Raw genomic sequence first — 17,893 nt, forward strand, 5'->3', positions numbered from 1 at the left:
AACGACATGCGCGCCCGCCGCGCGACTCGACTCGGTCGCGCGCACCGAATACGCCCCGGCGCGCCTGTACTAGATCGTCGACGCGTCGATCACGAACCGGTACCGCACATCACTGGCGACAACCCGGTCGTATGCCCCGTCGATCTCATCGGCCGAGATCAGTTCGATCTCCGCGCCGATTCCGTGTTCGGCGCAGAAGTTCAGCATCTCCTGGGTCTGTGCGATACCGCCGATCATCGAGCCCGCCAGCGCGCGGCGGTACCCGGCGATGGTGAAAGGGCTGACGCTCAACGGGTTTTCGGGCATGCCGAGGATCACCAGGGCGCCGTCCAGTCGCAGCAGGCGCAGGTAGTTGTCGATCGGCAGGTCGGCCGAGACGGTATTGAGGATGAGGTCGAATCGGTTGCGTAGGTCGCGGAAGGTCTGCTTGTCACCGGTCGCGTAGTAGTGCTGGGCACCGAAGCGCTTGCCGTCGTCCTGCTTGCCCAGCGAATGGCTCAGCACCGTGACCTCGGCCCCCATCGCCGCGGCGATCTTCACCCCGACGTGTCCGAGTCCGCCCATGCCGATGATCGCGACCTGTTTGCCCGGTCCCGCGTTCCAGTGCCGCAGCGGGGAGAACAGCGTGATGCCCGCGCACAGCAGCGGCGCCGCCACATCGAGTCCGATGCCGTCGGGAATGGACAGCACGAAGTTCTCGGTCACCACGACCTGGGTCGAGTAGCCGCCCATGGTGTGACCGCCGGGCTGGACGGACGGGTCCACCGGGGTGTTGTAGGTCATCGTGGCGCCGTTGTCGCAGTACTGCTCTTCATTCGCCAGACATGGACCGCAGACGCCGCAGGAGTCGACCATGCATCCGACGCCGACCCGGTCGCCGACCCGATGTCTGGTCACCTCGGAACCGACCGCGGCGACAATGCCGGCGATCTCGTGGCCGGGGATACAGGGATACTTCGCCCCACCCCATTCGTCGCGGGCGGTGTGGATATCGGAGTGGCAGATGCCCGCGTACTTGACATCTATCAGCACATCGCGCGGCCCGAGCTCGCGCCGCTCGATGACGACCCTCTCGAACTGCCCATCGGGCGCGGACATCGCATACGCGGCTGCAACGCTCATGCGTACATGCCTACCGTCGCATGCGCAGGTTTGCCAAACGCAGCGCCTGTTGTACATCTCCTGGCCACAATGGAATTGGTCAAAGGCCCAGCCGGAGGCGGGAGACGATGGACGACGAACGGCACCGTGCGCCCGAGGGGCAGCGCGTCGACGGCGGTGGGCGCGTGCTCGCGCTGCTGTTCGCGGTCGTGCTCGCGGTCGCGGCCTTCTTCGGCTTCCGCGGTGAGCTGTCGGAATGGACCTCGCCGTCGGGCGCGGACGACTCCGCACCCGCCCTGCTCGAACCGCTGCCGCCGCTGGATCCGGCGGCGGTCGCGCAGGCCGTCCAACCGGCACTGGTGAATATCAGCACCTCAGCGCGCCCGCTCGGGCTCGGTGCCGCCGGATCCGGGATCGTGCTCACCACTGACGGCCAGGTGCTGACCAGCCACCACGTGGTGAAGGGCGCCGATACGGTGACCGTCACCGATGTCGGCAACGGCGCTGTCTACGACGCGAAGGTGCTCGGTTACGACTCCAGCGCGGATATCGCGCTACTGGAACTGTCCGGCGCCGCCGACCTGATGATCGCGCGCGTCGGCAGCTCCGCCGATCTGCGCATCCACGAGGAGGTGCTGGCCATTGGAAATGCGGGCGGCACCGGCGGCACCCCGACCTCGGTCCAGGGCAATATCACCGATCTGAACAGCACGATCGTCGCGCTCAACGCCTCGGATCTGACCCGCAAATCACTGACCGGAATGGTCGAGATCGCCGCGCCGGTCAGTGCGGGACAGTCCGGTGGCGCGCTCGCCGATCCCGGTGCCACGGTGGTCGGTGTCATCACCGCCGCATCGGGGGAGACCGCGCGTGAGGTCGGGCGCACACCGAACGGCTATGCGGTGCCGATCGATGCGGCCATGCGGGTGGTGTACCAGATCCGTTCCGGTACGCCCACCGAGACCGTGCACATCGGGCCCACCGCGACGCTCGGCGTGCTGATCTCGGATGCGAAATCCGGTGGGGCCCGGGTCGACGTCGCGCTGTACGGCTTACCGGCATACGCGGCGGGAGTCATCGACGGGGATGTGATCACCTCGATCGATGGCCGTGACATCACCAATGCGAAGGCATTGCGGGCCGCCATCAATGTGCGCAAGCCGGATGACACCGTGCTGCTCGGCGTCACCGGAGTAGGCGGTGCGCAGCGGACGGTCAGCGTGGTGCTCGCACTGGGCGCACCGAACTGACCGGGCACACCGAACTGATCTCGCCTAGACCAGCGACAGCCAGTAATCCTGGAACTTCAGGAAGACCAGCAGCAGCACCACCGCGTAGAACAGCGCCACAAAAGTCCAGCGCCATTCGACAACCACCCCGAGCGGGCCGCGCGAATCACCCCACACCCGTTCGGTGGCCACCGCCAGCAGCGGGGTGATGATCGCCCACACCACCATGCAGTACGGGCACAGCGCACCGATCCGGTACAGGCTCTGGAAGATCAGCCAGCAGATGAAGATCGTGCCGAGCACGGTGCCCACCCACAGCCCGCCCCAGATCCAGCGCGGAAAGCGCACACCGGAGACGGCGAGTACCGCGAGGGTGACCACCACCGAGAAGCCGACGATGCCGATGATCGGATTGGGGAATCCGAACCGGGCGGCCTGTTCGGTGGTCATCACATTCCCGCAGGACAGGATCGGGTTGATGCTGCACGAGGGGGTGTAGCCGGGATCGGTGAACAGCTTGAACCGCTCGATGGTCAGGGTGACCGAGGCGAGCCAGCCGGCCAGCCCGCCGATCAGCAGCACCCAGGCGGATCTGGCCGAGGCGTTGTTCACTGGCCCGCTGCGGCGGCAATCGCGGGTGCGAGGCCGCCGGGTGTCATCAGCTCCTGGCTGGACTGGATCTGCTTGCCATTGACGAAGACCGACGGGGTCGACTGGATTCCGCTCTTCAATACATCGTTGGTCTTGGCCTCGATGTACTTGTTATAGCTGTTGTCCTTGATGCACTGCGCCACCGCCGAATCGGTGTAGCCCGCGCTCGTCGCGATCTCGATCAGCTGATCGTCGGTCAGGCCGGCGCTACCTTCGGCGGGCTGCTTTTCGAACATGGTGGTCAGCCAGCCGAGGTACTTCGACGGATCCGACTGGGCGACGCAGTAGGACGCATTGGCCGCGCGCGAGGAGTACTTGGTGGTCGAGGCCTTGTCGAGGAAGGAGATCACGTTGTACTCGACGACGGCGGTGCCTTTGTCGACGGCGTCCTTGATCACCTGCGCATTGGCCGCCTCGAACGCCTTGCAGGCCGGGCACTGCAGGTCGGCGACGATGCGGACGGTGACCTTCGCGTCCGGCTTGCCGATGCGGATCGCGCCGTTATCGGTGATCGTCGCGGTGCCGCCGTTGAGCAGTTGGGCGGCGGTGGCCGCGATGGACGGGGTGGCCCCCAGATCGTTCTTCTTGGCATTCTTCACCGCGATCCCGATGCCGATCGCGGCGATGAGCCCGACCAGTACGATCGCCACGCCCACCTGGATGAAGATCTTGCGGTTGCGGTCGGCGCGCTCCGCCGCCAAGAGCGGATTCTTCTTACCACCCGGTTTATTGCTCACCGTGCGTTCACCACGCCTTTCGCTTGCCTGCCGGTTCTCTGCCGCCACGATGGTAGATCCGGAACTCACCCAGGGCGTGGACGGGCACGGCCCACATCATCCGTGGTCAACCTGAGAGGAACCTTGGCCCCGGCAGAACGCGTGTTCAGGCTTGTTCGAGGCGGCGCTGCTGCTCCTGGACATCGAACCGCGCCGGTGGCCAATCGAGTTTGAGCCGGTCCAGTGCGTCGATGAGCAATTCGGTGACCGCGAGGCGGGAGAACCATTTGCGGTCGGCCGGGATGACATGCCAGGGGGCGTAGTCGGTCGAGGTGCGGTCCAGCATCACCTGGTAGGCCTCTTGGTAGGCGGGCCAATAGCCGCGCTCATCGATATCGGCGGGGTTGAACTTCCAGTGCTTGTCCGGTCGGTCCAGGCGTTCGCGCAGCCGCTTCTTCTGCTCGTCGAGTGAGACGAACATGGCGACCTTGACCAGCACGGTGCCCTCGTCGAGCAGTTCCCGTTCGAAGGCGTTGATCTCGTCGTAGCGCGGCTCCCAGACCTCCGGTGGCACCAGGTTGTGCACCCGGACGACCAGCACGTCCTCATAGTGCGAGCGGTCGAAGACGCCGAGCTGTCCGCCGCGCGGCAGCGCCTTGCGAATGCGCCACAGGTAGTGGTGGCGCCTCTCCTCCTCGGTCGGCACACCGAAGGAGGTGTGGTCGACGCCCTGGGGATCCACCGAACCGATGACATGCCGGACGATGCCGCCCTTGCCCGCGGTGTCCATGCCCTGCAGTACGAGCAGCACGCTGCGGGTATCGCCGGAGCGGCCGCTGGCGAAGAGCTTTTCCTGCAGATCCGACAGCACGGCGGTGCGTTCGGTCAGCAGTTCCTGGCCCTGCGACTTATCGCCGGTGAATCCGGGCGTGCCGGAGGTGTCGAGATCAGCGATGCGTAATCCATCGGCCCGCAGGGCCTCGATGGGCGGCAGAGACCATTTCTTCGCCATGCGAATATCGTATGGCCCCCGCTCAGCGGATCTGGGCGAGGCGGAGCAATTGATCCGCGAATTCCTCGTCGGTGACCGGGGCCAGGGTCAGATCGTGCGAGGTGGTGAGCAGATAGCGTCCGTCGCCGGTGAAGTCGAGCCAGCTGCGGTGGCGAGTGGGCGGCGACATCGGATTCTCGGGTTCCACGGTCACGGTGATGAATCCGCGACCGTCCACCGGTTTTCGCAGGGTCTGGCGGAACCGGGCGGCGCGGCGATGGCCGTTGCTCGCGGCCGCGTCACCGTCGGAGTTCAGCACCGCGTCCTGCGGCTCCTGCATCGGTGCCAGCTTGCCGGGCTGGGCCGAGCCGATGATCTCGATCAGCTGCTTACCCAGGTTGCGGGCGTGGCACATGCGCACCGTCACCTTGTCGATGTCGGCGATCAGGACGCCCGCGTGGTTGTGCACCACCGCGGCGAATACCAGGATCCGCTTGCCGCCCGATTCACCGGAGATGGTGATGGTGGTGGCGTCGGTGCGCGCGCACAGCATCAGCGCGGCAGCCAGATCCGCGTCGGCCTGGCGGGCGAAGCGCTGGGGCAGGCGTAGCGCGGCGTGCTCGGATTCGGTGCGGACCGTGGCGGCGGGCGCCAGATTGACCGGATAGGGTCGGCGGTCGAGGCTCGTTTCGCTTTCCCAGACATGGGTGAACTCGTCCGGGGTGAATACCCATTTCACCGTGCGCCGCCCCCACCGCCGGGGTTCGGCCGCGCGATCTGTGGACCGTCGGGTGGTGGGGTGAACCGGGGGACACGATCACCGGAGGCGGGCATGGTCGGGGTATAGACATAGGTCATCGTGTCCTGGACATCGGCCTGCGCCGTAGCAGCGGCCATGTCGTGGTCCATCCTGCGTTGTCCGCCGTGAATGGCTTCGGCGGCCGGATCTTCCAGTGCACGATACTGCGACGGCGGCGAGATCGCCGCTCGGATGGCCTGTGCGGCATCGGAATTGAGTTCCATCAGGCGCTGCACCGCGCGGCAGACGTCGTGCGCCTCGGCGCCAGCGCGGACGAATTCGCGGGTGGCGCGCAGCGCGGCATCGGCCGAACGGCCGGTCCAGTGCGCGAATTCGCGGTTGGTGGCATCGGAAAAGGCCTGGAATGCCTCGGCGACCGCGGTGGCGTTGGCGCGCCAGGCATCGGCGATCCGGCCCAGGGCGACGGGATCGATGACCTCGTGCACCAGCTCCCAGATCTCCTGATGGGTATAGGCGCCGAAGAGTTCGCGCTCGGGTGCGTAGGCGGGATCGGTTCCGCCGCTGGCCGATCCGGCGGAGTCGGCGAGGGCGCGCTGTTGGGCCCGGATGGCGTCGGCGGTGGCCTTGGTCGCGGAATCTGCCATGGCTCAGTGACTTCCGTCGCTGATCGGTTCGCCCGACTCCAGGTAGTCGGTGATCACTTGCAGTGCGGCGCGATGGGCGGCCTCGGCATCCTCGAATCGCTTGCCCGCGGCGAGGTAGGCCGCCTTGTACAGCAGGGCGGTTTCCAGGAATGCGGTGATGGTGTCGAGGAATTGGGTGCCTTTGTCGCCGAAGCCCTTTGTCAGACCGCGTCCGGTCGGCAGGTCGGGGAAGCCGTTGACTTCGGTCACGAAATGTCCGTTGGCAGCGGCCTTTTGCAGATCCTCGACGAGTTTGTCGCATGCGGTGGCGAGGTTTTCGGCGACATCAGCCGCCAATTCGAAGGGTTCGCCGCCGCTGGTCCCGGTGGCGGCGGCGTACAGCTGTCTGGCCATCCGCTGCCCGGTATCAGGTACCGCCATCTGGGTTGCCCCCTTCGCTCGGTCCACCCACCGCACTGGTCGGCACTTTACCGCTCGGTAGGGACCTGTGTACCGGGCTTGGCTCCGGCCGTGCGCCATTGTGATGTGGCGCACGACCCTCCAATTGCCGAGCCCCGCCACGGCATCGGCTGACGCCGCACGAGGCCGACGGCACCGTGATCCGATCGATGGGGGTGGTCCACCCACCCGACCGCTGGGTCAGAGACGACTACGCGGCGCGGGCGGGCGCGTTCATGATGCGGCAAGCCAGGTTCAGACGCGCTCGACCTCGATGGTCATCCCCGCCGCCCGCAACCGATCGGTGAGCGCATCGCCCATTGCCGCCGCGGGGGTGAGAATGCCGGCCAACCCGGACTGCTTCGCACCATCGAAGGCCAAGCACAGTCCGGCCTGGCCGAGCATTACCGCGGTCGCCTGATATCCGGGATCGCCGGTGCCGGAGAAGGTGGCGACATACCTCGCGCCCGAGGAGGTACGCGCGTAGGTCTTCATCGTGAACCACCCACTGGTGCGCGCCTTTTCGCTCGGCCCGGTGCCCGGCTTCGGCACGATGCGGTCGAGCAGCTTGCGCCCCACCGCGACTCGCGAAAGCACCGCACCCGCGGCCATCGTCGCGACGATGCCGCCCGCCATTCCGGCGGCCACCAGCGGCGCGGTGGCCGACTTGCCCGCATTCATCACCTCGCGGTAGCGGAAGTGCTTGCCGTAGACCCAGCCGAGCAGGCCATTGGTGCGGCGCACGATCTTGGTGTTGTGCGCGGCCATGACGAAGGTGCCGACCCAGCCGTCCAGACTGGGGTCGATGGTGCTCGCGCGCTGCAGCGCCTGATCGGTCTGGCGGCCCACATCGGGTTCCATCGACTTGTCCGGACTCAGCGAGTACGGGTGGCTCATTACCGAACCCTTGGACGGATCGGCGGCGATGGCCTCCATCATGGCCCGGCCCGAGTCGATGGTGCCGCCGCTGACCCCGCCCTTGAGCGATGCGATCAGGGTGGTGTCCTCGAGCTCGCCGGTGTTGTCGGCAACCGTGCGCTGGTACAGCTGGTACACGCTCAGATCGGACGGAATCGAGTCGTAGCCACAGGAATTCACGATCTTCGCACCGGTTTCAACGGCCTGCTCGTGGTAGTTGTCGATCGCGTCGCGGATGAACAGCGGCTCACCGGTGAGGTCGGCGTAGTGGGTTCCGGCCTTGGCGCACGCGGCCACCAGCGGGAGGCCGTAGCGCAGGTACGGGCCGACGGTGGTCACCACGACGGTGGTCCGCGCGGCCAGTGCGTCGAGTGCGGCCTGATCGGTCGAATCCGCGACGATCAGATCCCAATTCGCCGCGGCCGGGCCGAGTTCGTCACGGACGCTGGTCAATTTGTCGAGCGAACGTCCCGCCAGCGCGATGCGCGCGTCGGCGGGCGCCGCGCCGAGCAGATACTGCGCGGTCAGCTTGCCGACGAAACCTGTTGCGCCGAACAGCACTAGGTCGAATTCTCGGTTGTCAGTCATGGTCTTCCGTTCGATAGCTGCTGTCGTGGATCTTATTTCGCGCCGGAACCGCGCGCGGTGGACTTGTTCGCGCGGGCCCGCGGCTTCTTGGTCGGCGTCGGCCGATGCTCGACCAGCCATTCGCGGTGCGCCTTACCCAATTCGGTGACCGGCGGTTCGTCGTAGAGCCATTCGCGGGCGATCATGTGCCAGTTCGCACTGCATTCGAGCTGGCCGAGCATGCCGAAGGTGAGGAAGTCGGCGCGGCGCGAGAACAGGTGCTCGGGCGGCAGATTCTGCTGTTTCATTCCGGCGAACTCACTGGCCCGCGGATCCACCGCCAGCAGAAACGCACCGCTGGCCAGCTCCGGTGTGATGGTCAGCTCCTCGTCGACCAGACACCATTCCGAGGCCGCGAGTACATATTCCAGGCATTCCTCGGCCCCGATCTCCTCGGGTGAGTCGATCACGCCGCGCTCGATCATCAACTGCCGCAGGTCTTCCGCGCGATCCTCGGCCGCCGCGCGCAGGCAGATCGTCTCGAATCGCACATGTTCGGGATCCATCCGATTGAACAGACCGAAGTCGAGGAAGCCGACCCGGCCGTCATCGGCGAGCAGCACATTTCCGGGATGCGGGTCGCCGCAGAACTCATTGAAGCTGAACAGCGAACCGACATAGAACCGGTAGATGATCTCGCCGATCCGATTGCGCTCGGCCGCGGGCAGTTGGCGGATCTCCTCGAATCCCTTGCCCGCCACATACTCACTGACCAGCACCCGTGTCGTGCTGAGTTCGGGCAGTGAGCGCGGCACCATGATGAACGGATGTCCGGCATAGAGCTCGGCGATCTGCAATTGGGTGTCGGCCTCGGCGTGGTAGTCGAGTTCGCTTTCCATATTCAGCCGCAGCTCGTCGAGTACGGCGGGGGTCACCCAGGGCATCGCCGATTGCAGCACGCGCCGGAACATGGCCAGATTCTTCAGATCCGCGCGCACCGCGGCGTCGATGCCGGGATACTGCACCTTCACCGCGACTTGGCGGCCGTCGCGCAGCCGTCCGAGATACACCTGCCCGATCGAGGCAGCGGCAATGGGCTCCGGCTCGAATTCGGCGAAGACCGCGTCCAGCGGTTGGCCGAAATCCTCCTCGATCACCTGACGCATCGCTTCGAACGACACCGTCGGCGCGGCATTGCGCAGCACGGCCAATCGCTTCTGGAAGCGCTCCCGATGACTCTCGGGCACCAGGTCGAGATCGAGTACCGACATCATCTGGCCCAGCTTCATGGCCACGCCCTTCATGGTCCCGAGGACCATGACCACCTGTTCGGTGGTGCGGATCATCGATTCCTCGGCCATCTTCGCGCGCACGGCCGCCGATCTGCCCCGCATCGATAGCCGTGTGCGCTGGGTTCGGATGACCGAACTGGCTGCCACCGCACCCAGCTTGGTGCCACGAGCAAGCCGAGAAGTCGGCACTTGCTTCGCCATCGAGGTACCTCCATTGGTGCCAGCGGTCGGAGCGACGGGCGCGCAGCGGTAGCTTGCGTAACCACATAGCGACCCGCGCAGACCGCCATCAGGCAGAGCGAGGGCGGTGATGTGCGACACCATGCACCGCTCGGCTTCAGAGTAGCCAACGACGCGGCAATGTCGAGACCGCCGTCACCATTTCAGCTAGCGCCCCAGCTAGCGGCCTGTTAGCGGCTCGAAGTCGGGCGATCGATCACGTCGGCGACCGCGAGCTAGCGGTCAGGCACCGGTCTGCGGCGGCTCGGGCAGGATGTGCGGCTGGGCGTTGAAGATCTCGCGGGAACCACCGGCGCGCGCCATTCCCTCGATCGCGCTCCAGGCCATCATGGTCAGGTAGTCGATGACCTCTTCGCGTGCCATCGCCTTATCCGTCGTCCACCAGTGCGTAGCCAACTGGATGCCGCCGACCAGCACATACGACCACAGCCGCGCACCTTCGGTCGCGAAGCCGTGCTCGGCGCTGCGATCGATGATGACCGTGGTGACGACGTCGGCGAAGAGCTTCTCGAATTCGGCGAGTGAGGACTGATCGGTCGAGCCGTTGCCCATGATGAACCGGTAGACCTCGGGGTCCTCGTCGACCGTGCCGACATAGGCGGCCAGCGCCGAACGCACCAGGTGGTATTCGTCGGCGTCGAGGCTGATCGCCTCGTACACCCGCGGCATCAGGGTGGTCTCGATGAATCGCTGCATGGTCGCGTGGACCAGGTCGTTCTTATCGGAGAAGTACCGGTAGAGCACGGTCTTGGAGACGCCGATCTCCGCGGCGATCTCGTCCATGCCCGCATTGCTGCCGCGCGTGCGGATAGCCGCGAGGGTGCCGTCGACCAGCTCTTCGCGGCGGTCGATCTTGTGCTGTCGCCATCGGCGCTTACGACCGTCCGTCCGGCCGGTGCGCACCGCCGCCGGTCGTTCGGCGAGCTCGCCGACATCGACAAGGTCTTCGGTGGACAGCTTGACTCCCTCGGTTGTTCGGCATCCTGGAACCACCAGCTTAGGTCCAGGCAACGACCAACATGCGCGTTTGGGTAGTGGTTGCGACAGGTTGCACACAATCCGACCGTTCGGTGTCGGTTGCATGTCGCTTGCGATCGGGCCGGAGGTCTGTCCGCGACACGCAGCAGAATGGGTGTCATGGAGAGAGCTCCCGGCAACACAGCGGCGCGAACGACGGGCGCGGAGGTGGTGGCGGCCGGACCGGCGCAGTCGGCCGAAGACCGCACGTCGCGGGCGGCGGCGGGCGACGGGCGGGCCAGCGCAGGGCCCGACTCCACCAGCGCGGTGCTCGATGTGCCGGCGTCGCCGGCCAGTTTCGCGGCCTTCGTCGACGACGAGGGCAAGCGTCGCGATCTGTTCAAGATGAAGGCGCTGGCCACCGGTTTGTTGGCGTTCGCGACGACGATCTATCTGTTCTGCCGGTGGCTGGAATCGCGCGGGTCGGGCGGTGACTGGGTCGGCTACCTGCGGGCCGCGTCCGAGGCGGGCATGGTCGGCGCGCTCGCCGACTGGTTCGCGGTCACCGCGCTGTTCCGGCATCCACTGGGCCTGCCGATCCCACACACCGCGATCATCAAGAAGAAGAAGGATCAGCTCGGCGCCAGCCTCGGCTCCTTCGTCGGCTCGAATTTTCTTGCCCCGGACGTGGTTTCGGCGAAAGTGAATTCGGCGCAGGTCTCCTGGCGGGTCGGGCGCTGGATGGCCGATCCCGGACATGCGGGCCGGGTGGCCCAGGAAAGTTCGACGATCCTGCGCGCGGTGGTCGGGGTGCTGCGGGACGAGGACGTCGAGCAGGTGATCGATAACACCATCGTCAAGCGGATCGCCGAACCGCTGTGGGGTCCGCCGATCGGCCGGGTGCTCGCCGAACTGCTGGCCGACAATCGGCAGCTGCCGCTGCTGGACATGCTCGCCGAGCGCGCGCACCAGTGGGCGCTCGGCTCACAGGAGACGATCGATCGGATCGTTTTGCGGGACGCGCCGCAATGGGCTCCGAAATTCGTCAACATTCTGCTTTCGGAAAAGATCTATCGCGAGCTGGTCGAGTTCACCTGGAAGGTGCGGGCCGATCCGGAACACGAGGTTCGGCTCGCGGCGAATCGGTTCCTCGAGGAATTCGCCTACGACCTCCAGCACGACGCCGCGATGATCAAAAAGGCCGAGCGGATCAAGGCGCAGATCATGGGGCGCGAGGAGATCACCGGAATGGCCCAGGCGACCTGGCGCGCGGCCAAGCGGTTGATCCTGGAATCGGCCGATGATCCGGATTCCACGCTGCGGCGCAAGGTGGCCGAGAACGTGCAGCAGCTCGGCGAGCGGTTGCGTGACGACGCCGAGATGCGCGCCAAAGTCGACGGGTGGATCGACCGCGGCGCGCGGTATCTGGTGGAAAACTATGCCGCGGAGATCACCACGCTGGTGACCGATACTGTTGCCCGGTGGGATGCCGAGGAGGCGAGCAAGAAGATCGAAGTGCAGGTCGGGCGCGATCTGCAATTCATTCGCATCAACGGCACGGTCGTGGGATCGCTGGCGGGACTGGCGATCTACACGATTTCTCAGGTGCTGTTCGGCGGCTGACCACAGCGCGCCGAATGTTTGCTGGAAAGGTGCTAGCAGAGTGCTTGCAATAGTTAGCACTCTGCTTTAGAATTGGAAACGTACAACCGCCAGAAGGTGAGTGATGGCAGACCAGCCCGAAGGTTCCGCCGAGTACACCGACGAATCGCTGGAGAGATCCAGCGGCGTCGGCGAAAAGGCGGCGCGTGTCGCGAACGCGGCACACGACATCGGTGGTTTCATCAGGGCACAACGAGAAGCCGCGCAAGTCTCGTTGCGTCAGCTCGCCACCCTGGCGGGAGTGAGCAATCCGTACCTCAGCCAGATCGAGCGCGGATTGCGCAATCCGTCCGCCGAAGTACTCGCGCAGATCGCCAAGGCGCTGCGGGTCTCTTCGGAGGTGTTGTACGTACGGGCTGGCTATCTCGAGCAGCGGCCGCACAGTCCGGTCCGGGATGCCCTGCTTGCCGATACGTCGATCAGCGAACGGCAGAAGCAGGTGCTGTTGGACATCTATGAATCGTTTCGCCGGGAAAACGGAGGAAGCGAACCAGGGGGGACTGAATGGGACAGCGACGTTCCGAGCACAACACCTACTCCGCCACGCCAGGAGAACGAAGAATGACCGAAAACTCGAGCATCAAGCCACTGTTCGCGACCGTCGGCGCCGGTGACGCGGTGTACACCGCGGTTGTCGACGCCGTCACCCAGGTGCGCGAGCGCGCTGCCACCGCTGATGTCAGCGGCCGGGTCGAAGAGGCCCGCGAGCGCTTCGCCAATGTGCCCGCCGATGTGCGTGCCCAGTTCGAGTCGCTGCGCGAGCGGCTGTCCGGGCTGCCCTCCGAGCTGCCGGAGGACCTGGCCGAACTGCGCGAGAAGTTCACCCCGGAGGAGCTGCGGGCGCTCGCCGAGAAGTACTACAACCAGGTCGTGGAGCTGTACGCGGACCTGGCCGTGCGCGGCGAGGAGACCGTCGATCGGCTGCGCGCCAACCACCTGGTCGAGGATCAGATCGAGCGGGTCGAGACCCTCTACAAGGATGCGGCCAGCCGCGCCGAGGATGCGCTCGCCAAGGTCAACGAGCTGATCGGCCGTCCGGCCAAGGAAGAGGCCGAGGAAGAGGCCGACCCGGTCGTCGAGGCCGAGGTCGTCGAGGTGACCACCGAGACCGAGCCCGCCACCGACGGTGTCGCCAAGAAGGCCCCGGCCAAGAAGGTCGCCGCCAAGAAGGCTCCGGCCAAGAAGGCGGCTCCCAAGAAGGCCTGACGCCCTTCATGTCCCGCCGCAACGGCCCCGCACACCCGGCGTGTGCGGGGCCGTTGCTTCTATGATGGGCTGGTGGACACAGCGCACGGATTGGCCAGCTGGATTTTGGACGGGCTGCGGCTCTTGGCGCTCGGCGCGACAATCTTCGCGCTGATCCACGCCATCCGCCAACGCCCCGACGCCTTCACAGCAGTGGACAAGCTGACAAAACCGATCTGGATCGCGATCCTCGGCGCAGCCCTGTTGTTCCTGCTCCTGTCCCTGAGCGTCACCAGCCTGCTCGCCCTGGTCTCCATCATCGCCACCGGCGTGTATCTGGCCGATGTGCGACCGAAGGTGGACGAGATTCAGCGCGGGCCGCGCTGGTAGGGGCTTCCAAAGCGCCCCTGGTTCCGGGTTGGGGTGATGCGGCGGTTGGGCATGTCCTGATCGTCGTGAGTGTCATCTGCTCGGCGATGTCGCTGTTGAGGGGATTCAGCAGGTAGTGGCGCGCTCGGGGTCGGGGCGCTTCGGTTGTGGCAGGGGAGCCGCAGCGTTGCTCATCGCCGTGATCGAGGGATGCGGCCGTTGTCGCCTTCTGCATCATCGTGACCGTGCCCCCCATGATTTGGGCTCGTCGTGACCGTCATCTGCTCGGTCGATCTGGCTGAAGACGGGTGAATTCAGTGTGCGCAGCGCTGGCAGTGACGGGTTTCGGGCCGGGATGCCTCGGTATGAATCGGGGTGTTCTTTGTGAGGGTGCGGGCGGTACTCAGGGGCCGGTTGGGGTGGGGATTGCTGGTCCGATGTGGTGCGGGACGCGAGTGTGAGCGGCGGAACGTCGGATAACTTTTGGTGCTTGCACTAGCTAGCACTCCGGGTTACTGTATCTAGCAGTTACACAAAGGAGTGTCCGATGCGTGCAATGCCGCCTGCAGATAAGGACTTCCCTGGTCAGGTCCGGGGGCTGATCCGTACATACCGCGCCAACCTGCGGTCGCGTACCTATGCGATCGCGGCACTGAACCCGCCGACGGCGCCGTGTGAGGTCGTTCCCGTTGTCACCCGCGATGGTGCGCGGCTGCGAGTGCACGCCTACGGACCGGCCGATGCTCCGGCGATCGTGCTGGTACACGGCTGGACCTGCGCCATCGAATATTGGAACGCGCAGATCAACGCGTTCGCCGGGGAATACCGCGTCATCGCCTATGACGTGCGCGGCCACGGCGCGAGTGAGCTGGGCTCCAGCCCGCTGACCACCGATCTACTCGCCGACGATCTGGCCGCCGTGCTCGATGCCACCCTGCACCCCAGCGAACGGGCCGTGCTGGTCGGCCACAGCCTCGGCGGCATGACGCTGCAGGCATGGGCCGGGCGCTACCCCGACCGGGTCGCCGAGCAGGCCAGCGCGGTACTGCTGACGAACACGGCACCGGGGCAGTTGGTCGCCGAGACCACGATCGTACCGCTGTTCAACACACCGCTCCCGCTGCTGCGGCGGCGAATCCCGTTGCCGCACTTCATCGGCCGCCTCGGCCTCGGCACCCCGATCGTCTTCCCGCCGATCGCACCCGTGAAGTGGGCCTTCACCCGGCAGATCATGAGCCGGCGCTCAACCGGTGATGTGGTCGACTACAGCCTCGCCATCGTCCGCTCCTGCCCCGCCCGAGTACGTGCGAAATTCGGAATCCTGCTCGCCGAACTGGATCTCGGCGAATCCGCACGCAATCTCACTGTGCCGACAACGATCCTGGCGGGCGAGCTCGACGATATGACACCGCCGGTGCATTCCGAACGAATCACCGAAATGCTCAGCGAAACCGGCAGTTTGGTCAAATACGAGGTCCTACCCCAGGGCCACCTCGGCAATGCCGAGATGTTCGAACGCTTCAACGAGGAACTAGCCCTGATCCTCGACTCCGTCCACCAGCCCGCCGCAGCCGTCAGCTGAGCCCCACCCCGCCCTGCCCGAGCATCCCGGACGCCGCTGCTCGAGCACCACTCGCGTCGCAACCATAGCCATACGACCACACCGGATACCGTTGCCCACCTGCTTGATTGCGGGAGGTAGGCCCGCAGTCGCCAGCTCGCTCGACTGGCTGTCGCGTTGTGTGGTCGTCGGCGTATCGAGCCGATGCGGTGGGTCAGGAGAAGACGACGGTGCGGCGGCCGTGGACCAGGACTCGGCCTTCCAGGTGCCAGCGGAGGCCGCGGGCCAGGACTACGCGTTCGATATCGCGGCCCAGGCGGACCATATCGCGGACTTCGTCGGCGTGGTCGATGCGGATGACGTCCTGTTCGATGATCGGGCCCGCGTCGAGTTCGGCGGTGACGTAATGGCAGGTCGCGCCGATCAGCTTGACGCCGCGCGCGAAGGCCTGGTGGTAGGGGCGGGCGCCGACGAACGACGGCAGGAAGCTGTGGTGGATATTGATCGCCTTGCCCGCCCAGTGTTCGCAGAGTTCTGCGGGCAGCACCTGCATGAAGCGGGCCAGGACGACGGCGTGCGGATCGTGGGCGTCGACCAGGGCGCGGACCTCGTCGAACGCCGGGCCGCGTTCGGCCGGATCCTTCGGGAAGGGCACATGGTGGAACTTGACGCCGTGCGCCTCGGTCATACCGGCGAGATCCGGATGGTTGCCGATCACCGCTTCGATGGTGGCGGGCAATTCGCCGCTGGTGGCCCGGCCGAGCAGGTCGTGCAGGCAGTGGCCGTCCTTGCTGACCAGCAGAACGGCGCGGCGGCGTTCGCCGGAGTCGAGCAGCTGCCACTCCGTCTCCGGGCCGAAGTCGGCCGCCACGCCCGCGAACCGGTCGCGCAGTTCCGCGATGCCGAACGGCACCGTCGACGCCTTGATCGCCTGACGGGTGAAGAACCAACCGGTATCGGCGGCGGTCCCGGATTGCGGCGCTCCCTGGCCGACGCGAGCTGCCACTTCCTGGCCGGACGCGCCCGGGACGGAGTGATAACCGGCCTCCACAATGGACCCGCCGAACTCGGCGATGAACGAGGTGATCCTCGCGATGATGCCGGGACGGTCCGGGCAACCGAGGGTGAGCACGAAGCGGCGGTCGTCCGGAGCGGGTGGAGCGGAACTCATGGCCTCATCCTCCCAGGTCGCCCACGACGCCCGCGCAACAGGTTTGCTCGCGCGCTGCTCGCCGACATCGGATAATGAACAACGAGTGGCCCACGCACCGCTCGCGGGCCCGATGTGAGGATGCGGCCGTGACGCGTGTGCAGTTCGTCCGACAGCTCGATGGGCTGACCTACGAATTCGTGCGCGAAGGCTGGGCCTACGGCTACCCCTCCTACAAACGAGTCGACCACGACCTCTGGTGCCGCCGCCTCCCCGACTTCGGCTGGTCCATCTGCACCGACTCCGGCGAAGTCCTCAGCCGCCCCTTCGACAACCCCGGCCAAGGCCCCCTCCCCCCGGAAGGCGCCTGGGTCTCCCGCAAACACGAACGCTCCTACGTCTACACCATGCACCACCACCCCTAACCCCCAAAAACCACTCCCACAGCCCACTCCCGACGTCCACCCGCACCACCCCACGGCAATCGCGAACTAAGCACACAACCCCCATCCCCAAGTCCCCAGCCAAGCCGACTCCGTCGAGAAAGCACTGGCGCAGTGTCGCTCTCGACGTTTGCCCGCACCATCACATGCTGATCTTGAGCTAGGTATGTGAGCTGCGCCGCCGATGTCGCGAGCCGTGCTGACTTCGTCGAGGTGCGCTGGTGAAGTGGCGCTCTCGATGTTTGCCTGCACCAGCGCATTCTGATCATGGAACATCGCTGGAGGGTGGGCTGATGGTTGAGGGGTTGTGGGGTCTGAGGATTGGGCTGCTGGGGTTGACTCCGAGGGCGGGACTGGGGGTTACAGCTCGTAAAATGGTTCGGCGTAGTGGAATTCGCCGGTGATTTGGGGGTCGTAGGCGGAGAGGGGGCGGACCTGGAAGTGGGAGATCCAGGAGGGGTCGTCGGGGGTGATGCTGAGGCGGGCGGCGGGGATGAAGCCGAATTGGGGGTAGAAGTCGAGGCTGCCGAGTAGGCCGACGAGGGGCTCGTCGAGGGCGTCCGCGGCGCCGAGGGCCGCGTGCATGAGGGCCGCGCCGACGCCGATTCCCTGATGTTCGGCGAGGACGCCGATCGGGCCGAGGGCGAGCACTGGGAACGGGCCTACGCCAGCGCGAGTGAGGCAGACGTGGCCGATCACGGCATCGTGTTCCACCGCGACCATCGAGAGGGTGGGGATCCAGCCGGAATCGCTGCGCAGCCGAGTGACGAGATCGACCTCGGGTGGATCAGCGGCACGCTCATCGGCGAGTTCACCTGTGAGTTCGGCCATTTCCCGCCGATCGGAATCGCTCTTCGCGTAATGCGGTCCGAAGGCACTGCGGTGGACGGCCGCGATCGCGGCGGCATCGTCGGCGCGTTCGCGACGGATCAGCACGGTGTCGTCTCCTCCTGAACGAAATTGGGCCATCCGCAGCGCAACTGTCGGCAGGGCAGTCGCAGCGGCTCTACCGACAGTAT

19 protein-coding genes are annotated in these 17,893 nt (G+C 66.1%); 7 read left to right on the forward strand and 12 right to left on the reverse strand.

The annotated features are described in order from the left end of the window. Nucleotides 1-69 precede the first annotated feature (69 nt). Entirely contained in the window at nt 70-1,122 is a 1,053-nt protein-coding gene (locus tag ACQP0C_RS04415) for an NAD(P)-dependent alcohol dehydrogenase (protein ID WP_433730806.1), read from the reverse strand. Between the two features lie 107 nt (nt 1,123-1,229). On the opposite strand from ACQP0C_RS04415, the gene ACQP0C_RS04420 reads away from it, so the two are divergent. Then, on the forward strand, nt 1,230-2,351 hold the full coding sequence (locus ACQP0C_RS04420; RefSeq protein WP_433730808.1) for a S1C family serine protease: 1,122 nt from the start codon (nt 1,230-1,232) through the stop codon (nt 2,349-2,351). Nucleotides 2,352-2,375: 24 nt separating this feature from the next. Here the strand turns inward: ACQP0C_RS04420 and ACQP0C_RS04425 are convergent, their stop codons facing one another. The 9 genes from ACQP0C_RS04425 to ACQP0C_RS04465 all read right to left on the reverse strand — a co-directional run bounded on the left by ACQP0C_RS04425 (nt 2,376) and on the right by ACQP0C_RS04465 (nt 10,450). Beyond that, on the reverse strand, nt 2,376-2,942 hold the full coding sequence (locus ACQP0C_RS04425) for a vitamin K epoxide reductase family protein (RefSeq protein ID WP_433730810.1): 567 nt from the start codon (nt 2,940-2,942) through the stop codon (nt 2,376-2,378). Continuing rightward, nucleotides 2,939-3,718, reverse strand: a complete 780-nt coding sequence (locus tag ACQP0C_RS04430; protein ID WP_433730812.1) for a DsbA family protein — start codon at nt 3,716-3,718, stop codon at nt 2,939-2,941. Before ACQP0C_RS04430 ends, ACQP0C_RS04425 begins: the two co-directional genes overlap by 4 nt. Before the next feature lie 145 nt (nt 3,719-3,863). Beyond that, a complete protein-coding gene (locus ACQP0C_RS04435) occupies nt 3,864-4,709 on the reverse strand; it encodes a polyphosphate kinase 2 family protein (RefSeq protein WP_433730814.1) in 846 nt (281 codons plus the stop codon). A 22-nt stretch (nt 4,710-4,731) separates the two neighbouring features. Beyond that, nucleotides 4,732-5,427, reverse strand: coding sequence for an ESX secretion-associated protein EspG (locus ACQP0C_RS04440; protein ID WP_433730816.1), 696 nt, complete (start codon nt 5,425-5,427; stop codon nt 4,732-4,734). Further along, nucleotides 5,424-6,092, reverse strand: coding sequence for a hypothetical protein (locus tag ACQP0C_RS04445; RefSeq protein ID WP_433730818.1), 669 nt, complete (start codon nt 6,090-6,092; stop codon nt 5,424-5,426). The genes ACQP0C_RS04440 and ACQP0C_RS04445 overlap by 4 nt, the downstream gene beginning before the upstream one ends. A gap of 3 nt (nt 6,093-6,095) precedes the next feature. After that, nucleotides 6,096-6,512: a hypothetical protein gene (locus ACQP0C_RS04450; protein WP_433730820.1), complete on the reverse strand. Its 417-nt coding sequence runs from the start codon at nt 6,510-6,512 to the stop codon at nt 6,096-6,098. Nucleotides 6,513-6,785: 273 nt separating this feature from the next. Continuing rightward, nucleotides 6,786-8,036, reverse strand: a complete 1,251-nt coding sequence (locus ACQP0C_RS04455; RefSeq protein ID WP_433730822.1) for a saccharopine dehydrogenase family protein — start codon at nt 8,034-8,036, stop codon at nt 6,786-6,788. Between the two features lie 32 nt (nt 8,037-8,068). Then, on the reverse strand, nt 8,069-9,508 hold the full coding sequence (locus ACQP0C_RS04460; RefSeq protein ID WP_433730824.1) for an AarF/UbiB family protein: 1,440 nt from the start codon (nt 9,506-9,508) through the stop codon (nt 8,069-8,071). Nucleotides 9,509-9,769: 261 nt separating this feature from the next. Next, nucleotides 9,770-10,450, reverse strand: a complete 681-nt coding sequence (locus tag ACQP0C_RS04465) for a TetR/AcrR family transcriptional regulator (RefSeq protein WP_433734430.1) — start codon at nt 10,448-10,450, stop codon at nt 9,770-9,772. A 234-nt stretch (nt 10,451-10,684) separates the two neighbouring features. On the opposite strand from ACQP0C_RS04465, the gene ACQP0C_RS04470 reads away from it, so the two are divergent. The 5 genes from ACQP0C_RS04470 (at nt 10,685) to ACQP0C_RS04490 (ending at nt 15,302) form a co-directional block, all read left to right on the forward strand. Next, nucleotides 10,685-12,127 carry a DUF445 domain-containing protein gene (locus ACQP0C_RS04470; protein ID WP_433730826.1) on the forward strand — a complete coding sequence of 481 codons (1,443 nt, stop codon included), beginning with the start codon at nt 10,685-10,687 and terminating at the stop codon, nt 12,125-12,127. A 103-nt stretch (nt 12,128-12,230) separates the two neighbouring features. Next, entirely contained in the window at nt 12,231-12,731 is a 501-nt protein-coding gene (locus tag ACQP0C_RS04475) for a helix-turn-helix domain-containing protein (RefSeq protein WP_433730828.1), read from the forward strand. After that, complete coding sequence (locus tag ACQP0C_RS04480; RefSeq protein WP_433730830.1) at nt 12,728-13,372, forward strand: heparin-binding hemagglutinin; 645 nt, start codon at nt 12,728-12,730, stop codon at nt 13,370-13,372. Before ACQP0C_RS04475 ends, ACQP0C_RS04480 begins: the two co-directional genes overlap by 4 nt. Before the next feature lie 72 nt (nt 13,373-13,444). Further along, entirely contained in the window at nt 13,445-13,741 is a 297-nt protein-coding gene (locus ACQP0C_RS04485; protein WP_354956879.1) for a DUF2516 family protein, read from the forward strand. Nucleotides 13,742-14,267: 526 nt separating this feature from the next. Continuing rightward, on the forward strand, nt 14,268-15,302 hold the full coding sequence (locus ACQP0C_RS04490; protein WP_433730832.1) for an alpha/beta fold hydrolase: 1,035 nt from the start codon (nt 14,268-14,270) through the stop codon (nt 15,300-15,302). Between the two features lie 193 nt (nt 15,303-15,495). Here the strand turns inward: ACQP0C_RS04490 and ACQP0C_RS04495 are convergent, their stop codons facing one another. Beyond that, nucleotides 15,496-16,452, reverse strand: a complete 957-nt coding sequence (locus ACQP0C_RS04495) for a formyltetrahydrofolate deformylase (protein WP_433730834.1) — start codon at nt 16,450-16,452, stop codon at nt 15,496-15,498. 128 nt (nt 16,453-16,580) lie between these two features. Between ACQP0C_RS04495 and ACQP0C_RS04500 the strand changes: the two genes are divergently transcribed. Continuing rightward, a complete protein-coding gene (locus ACQP0C_RS04500; RefSeq protein WP_433730836.1) occupies nt 16,581-16,856 on the forward strand; it encodes a hypothetical protein in 276 nt (91 codons plus the stop codon). Between the two features lie 378 nt (nt 16,857-17,234). On the opposite strand, the gene ACQP0C_RS04505 is transcribed toward ACQP0C_RS04500, so the two are convergent. Continuing rightward, entirely contained in the window at nt 17,235-17,810 is a 576-nt protein-coding gene (locus ACQP0C_RS04505; RefSeq protein ID WP_433730838.1) for a GNAT family N-acetyltransferase, read from the reverse strand. Between the last annotated feature and the right edge of the window lie 83 nt (nt 17,811-17,893).

Origin of the sequence: Nocardia sp. CA-129566 (assembly GCF_050956075.1) — a bacterium.
Classification (GTDB): Bacteria; Actinomycetota; Actinomycetes; order Mycobacteriales; family Mycobacteriaceae; genus Nocardia.